This window comes from Pseudomonas tehranensis (genome assembly GCF_014268615.1).
Lineage (GTDB): Bacteria > Pseudomonadota > Gammaproteobacteria > Pseudomonadales > Pseudomonadaceae > Aquipseudomonas > Aquipseudomonas tehranensis.
This window is the reverse complement of the sequence record NZ_JABWQV010000337.1, coordinates 1-4,439: the sequence shown is the minus strand read 5'-3', so window position 1 is coordinate 4,439 and position 4,439 is coordinate 1. Positions and strand designations below refer to the sequence as shown.

Here is a 4,439-nt window from a genome sequence, read left to right as displayed (position 1 = left end):
AGCGGGAGCAAGCTCCCTCGCCACAGTTTCTCATCAAGACCCGATTCATCCGTTATCCAAGACCCAAGAAGAACAATTTTTCAGGAGAATCATCATGGGCGAAGTCGTCCTGGCTGCGAAAATCTGCCACGTTCCCTCGATGTACCTGTCGGAGCTGCCGGGCAAACACCACGGCTGCCGCGCGGCGGCCATTGCCGGCCATAAGGAAATCGGCCGCCGCGCCCGTGAACTGGGCGCCGACACCGCCGTGGTGTTTGACGTGCATTGGCTGGTCAACAGCGCCTACCACGTCAACAGTGGCGCGCATTTCAAAGGCATCTACACCAGCAACGAGCTGCCGCACTTCATCAAGAACATGGAGTACGAATACTCCGGAGCCCCGGAGCTAGGCGAATTGATCGCCGCCGAGGCCAACGCCGCCGACGTGCGCACCCTGGCCCACAACATCCCGAGCCTGGAGCTGGAATACGGCACGCTGGTGCCCATGCGCTACATGCACATGGATGTCCCGCCAGAACAGAAACTCAATGTCGTGTCGATTGCCGCCTGGTGCGCCTGGCACCGTCTGCAAGACAGCTTCACCTTCGGCGCCGCCGTGCGCCGGGCCATCGAAAAAAGTGATCGCAAGGTGCTGGTGCTGGCTTCCGGCTCGCTGTCGCACCGTTTCTCCGATGATCGCAATGCCGAAGCCAACATCCACAGCTGGACGCGTGAGTTCGACAAACAGGTCGACCTGCATGTCGTGGAGCTGTGGCGCCAGGGTCGCTGGAAAGAGTTCTGCGCCATGCTGCCCGATTACGCCGAGCACTGTTTCGGTGAAGGCAAGATGCATGACACCGCGATGTTGCTGGGACTGCTCGGCGGGCCGGACTACGACAAGCCTGCCGAAATCATCACCGAGCCTTTTGGCAGTTCCGGCACCGGCCAGATCAACGCCATTTTTCCGGTTTAAGTAACGGTCACAAGCTACAAGCTACAAGCCGAGCACCCTCGACTTGCCGCTTGCAGCTTGCAACTCAAAGCTGCCGACGCAGGAGCCCCCCATGCCTCACTTCATCGCTGAATACACTGACAACATCGAACAACAGGCCGATCTGCCCGGCCTGTTTGAAAAGGTCCACACCTTGCTGGGTGACAGCGGCGTGTTTCCCCTTGGTGGTATCCGCAGCCGTGGTGTGCGCCTGGATACCTGGCGCATGGCCGACGGCAAGCACGACTATGCCTTCGTGCACATGACCTTGAAGGCCGGCCATGGCCGTGACCTGGCTACCCGCCAGAAAGTGGCGCAAACGCTCTTTGAAGTGATCACCACGCACTTCGCCGAACTCCAGGCCCAGCGCCTGCTGGCGCTGTCGTTCGAGATGATCGAGCTGCACGAACAGCTCAACTTCAAGGCGAATAACGTTCACGCCTTCCTCAACGCCCAGGCACGTTAAACCCGCCTGCCCGTTCGCCCTTCGGCCTCTCTGACAAAAAGTACAAGATCATGAGCACAGCCAATACCGCCGACACTGTCGGCACAATCGCCCACGACCGCACCCATGCCACCGTCACCTGGCGACTGATGCCATTGCTGTTGGTCTGCTACCTTTTCGCCCACCTGGACCGCATCAACATTGGCTTTGCCAAGATGCAGATGAGCGCCGACCTGCAGTTCAGCGACACGGTCTACGGCTTCGGCGCTGGCCTGTTCTTCATCGCCTACGCGCTGTTCGGCGTACCGAGCAACATCGCTCTGGACCGGATCGGCCCGCGCCGCTGGATCGCCACGCTGATGGTGGTCTGGGGGGCTTTGTCCACCGGCATGTTCCTGATCGAAAGCGCCGCCGGGTTCTACGTGTTGCGCTTTCTGCTGGGGGTGGCCGAAGCCGGTTTCTTCCCGGGCATTCTGGTCTTTCTCAACCGTTGGTATCCGGCACGGCGCCGCGCCCAGGTGACCGCGCTGTTTGCCATTGCCGTGCCGATGGCCGGAGTGATTGGCGGGCCATTGTCGGGCGGCATCCTTGAACACTTCCATGACTTCGGTGGCCTGCGTGGATGGCAGTGGATGTTCGTCATCGAAGGGCTGCCGGTGATTCTGCTCGGCCTGGTAGTGCTCAAGTGCCTGCCGGACAGTTTCGAGACGGTCAACTGGCTTACGCCCAGTGCCAAGCAGCAACTGCGCGAACAACTGAGCGTTGAAGAGCAGCGCAAATCCATCACCTCGTTCTCGGCGATTCTCAACAACCCTCAGGTCTGGTTGCTGGTAGCGGTGTATTTCGCCGTGATGCTGGCAGTAAACACCCTGGCTTTCTGGATGCCCACCTTGATCCATGGCGCCGGCATCGGCAGCGACGGCCAGGTCGGGCTGCTCAGCGCCGTGCCCTACCTGGCGGGCTGCTTTTTCATGATCGGCTGCGGGCGTTCGTCAGACCGCCATCGCGAACGGCGCTGGCACCTGTGCGTACCGCTGCTGATGGCGGCGGCAGGCATTGCCATCGCCGGTCTCTCACCCACCAGCCCAACCCTGGTACTGGGTGGGCTGATTGTCGCGGGTATGGGCGCCAGCGCGGCGTTGCCGATGTTCTGGCAATTGCCGCCGGCCTTCTTGTCCAACAACACCCAGGCTGCAGGCATCGCACTGATCAGTTCCTTCGGCAGCATTGCCTCATTCCTGGCGCCCTATCTGATCGGCTGGATGCGCGACACCACCCAGAGCGCCAGCCTGGCCCTTTATGTCCTGGCGCTGCTCATCGCCGTGGGTGGCCTGTTGGTGCTGCGCACCCGGGCCGCCATCGTCAACCCTCAATAGGAGATTCTCGTCATGCTCGATCACAACCTCATCCAGCAGGCCGCCGCCCGGCTCGATCATGCTGAACGTTCGCGCGAACAGGTGCGGCAGTTTTCCCTCGACCACCCGAACATCACCATTGACGACGCCTACGCCATCCAGCGCGCCTGGGTTGCGCAAAAGATCAAGGACGGCCGCAAGCTGGTCGGCCACAAGATCGGCCTGACCTCACGGGCCATGCAGGTCTCCTCGAACATCACTGAGCCGGACTACGGCGCCCTGCTCGATGACATGTTTTTCGACGAGGGCACCGACATCCCGTTCGAGCGCTTCATCGTGCCCCGGGTAGAAGTGGAACTGGCGTTCATCCTCGGCAAGCCGTTGAAAGGCCCGAACGTGACGGTATTCGACGTGCTGGACGCCACCGAATGGGTAATCCCGGCACTGGAAATCATTGATGCCCGCATTCAGCAGATCGATCCACAAAGCAAGACCACCCGCAAAGTCTTCGACACCATCTCCGACAACGCCGCCAACGCCGGCGTGGTCATGGGGGGGCGCGCGGTGCGCCCCACTGAAATCGACCTGCGCAAGGTGCCTGCGGTGCTCTACCGCAACGGTGTGATCGAGGAATCCGGCGTCTCGGCGGCGGTGCTCAATCACCCGGCCAAAGGCGTGGCCTGGCTGGCGAACAAACTGGCGGCCTACGACGTCACCCTGCAACCGGGGCAAATCATTCTCGGCGGTTCCTTCACCCGTCCCGTGGCGGCCAACCCCGGGGATACCTTCCATGTCGACTACGACATGCTCGGTTCCATCGCTTGCCGTTTCGTCTGATCGGAGACTGATTCATGGACATGCCCATCAATACCTTCAAGCAACGCCTGCGCAGCGGTGAGGCTCAGATTGGCCTGTGGCTGGGCCTGGCCGACGCGTACTGTGCGGAACTGGCGGCCAACGCCGGCTTCGACTGGTTGCTGATCGACGGCGAACACGCGCCCAATGATGTGCGCGGGATGCTCGGTCAGCTCCAGGCCGTGGCCCCCTACCCCAGCCAACCGGTGATCCGCCCGGTGGTCGGCGACACCGCGTTGATCAAACAGGTGCTCGACATCGGCGTGCAAACCTTGTTGGTGCCAATGGTCGAAAGCGCCGACCAGGCCCGCGAACTGGTGCGCGCCATTCATTACCCGCCTCAAGGCGTCCGAGGCGTCGGCAGTGCACTGGCCCGTGCATCACGCTGGAACAGTATTGCCAGCTACCTCGATGAGGCCGACGAACAGATGTGCCTGCTGGTGCAGATCGAAAGCCGCGAGGGCCTGGCCAACCTGGATGCCATCGCAGCGGTGGAAGGTGTCGACGGGGTCTTCATTGGTCCGGCGGACCTGAGCGCGTCCATGGGTTTTCGTGGCAATCCCGGGCATCCGAACGTGCAAGCCGCCATCGAGGACGCCATCGCCCGCATCCGCCAGGCCGGCAAGGCCGCCGGGATTCTCAGCGCGGATGAAAACCTGGCCCGCCGCTATATCGAACTCGGCGCTGCGTTTGTCGCGGTGGGGGTGGATACGACGGTGTTGATGCGGGGTTTGCAGACACTCGCGGCGAGGTTCAAAGACACACCAAAACCTGCGGCGAGCGGCGTGTACTGAAAGCACCACAACCCCCGTGG

General features: G+C 61.9%; 5 protein-coding genes. All 5 read left to right on the top strand.

What is annotated here, in order from left to right:
* The first annotated feature begins 94 nt into the window (after nucleotides 1-94).
* A complete protein-coding gene (gene hpaD, locus HU811_RS25360) occupies nucleotides 95-952 on the top strand; it encodes a 3,4-dihydroxyphenylacetate 2,3-dioxygenase (RefSeq protein WP_186658757.1) in 858 nt (285 codons plus the stop codon).
* Between the two features lie 91 nt (nucleotides 953-1,043).
* Nucleotides 1,044-1,436, top strand: coding sequence for a tautomerase family protein (locus tag HU811_RS25355; protein ID WP_186658754.1), 393 nt, complete (start codon nucleotides 1,044-1,046; stop codon nucleotides 1,434-1,436).
* A 50-nt stretch (nucleotides 1,437-1,486) separates the two neighbouring features.
* On the top strand, nucleotides 1,487-2,791 hold the full coding sequence (locus HU811_RS25350) for an MFS transporter (protein ID WP_186658751.1): 1,305 nt from the start codon (nucleotides 1,487-1,489) through the stop codon (nucleotides 2,789-2,791).
* 12 nt (nucleotides 2,792-2,803) lie between these two features.
* Nucleotides 2,804-3,607: a 2-oxo-hept-4-ene-1,7-dioate hydratase gene (hpaH, locus tag HU811_RS25345; protein WP_186658748.1), complete on the top strand. Its 804-nt coding sequence runs from the start codon at nucleotides 2,804-2,806 to the stop codon at nucleotides 3,605-3,607.
* Between the two features lie 14 nt (nucleotides 3,608-3,621).
* Nucleotides 3,622-4,419, top strand: coding sequence for a 4-hydroxy-2-oxoheptanedioate aldolase (gene hpaI, locus HU811_RS25340; protein WP_186658745.1), 798 nt, complete (start codon nucleotides 3,622-3,624; stop codon nucleotides 4,417-4,419).
* Nucleotides 4,420-4,439 lie beyond the last annotated feature (20 nt).

What these genes read in the sequence shown, in the direction of transcription:
- hpaD (WP_186658757.1), top strand. Translation starts at nt 95, where the DNA reads ATGGGCGAAGTCGTCCTGGCTGCGAAAATCTGCCACGTTCCCTCGATG.
- HU811_RS25355 (WP_186658754.1), top strand. Translation starts at nt 1,044, where the DNA reads ATGCCTCACTTCATCGCTGAATACACTGACAACATCGAACAACAGGCC.
- HU811_RS25350 (WP_186658751.1), top strand. Translation starts at nt 1,487, where the DNA reads ATGAGCACAGCCAATACCGCCGACACTGTCGGCACAATCGCCCACGAC.
- hpaH (WP_186658748.1), top strand. Translation starts at nt 2,804, where the DNA reads ATGCTCGATCACAACCTCATCCAGCAGGCCGCCGCCCGGCTCGATCAT.
- hpaI (WP_186658745.1), top strand. Translation starts at nt 3,622, where the DNA reads ATGGACATGCCCATCAATACCTTCAAGCAACGCCTGCGCAGCGGTGAG.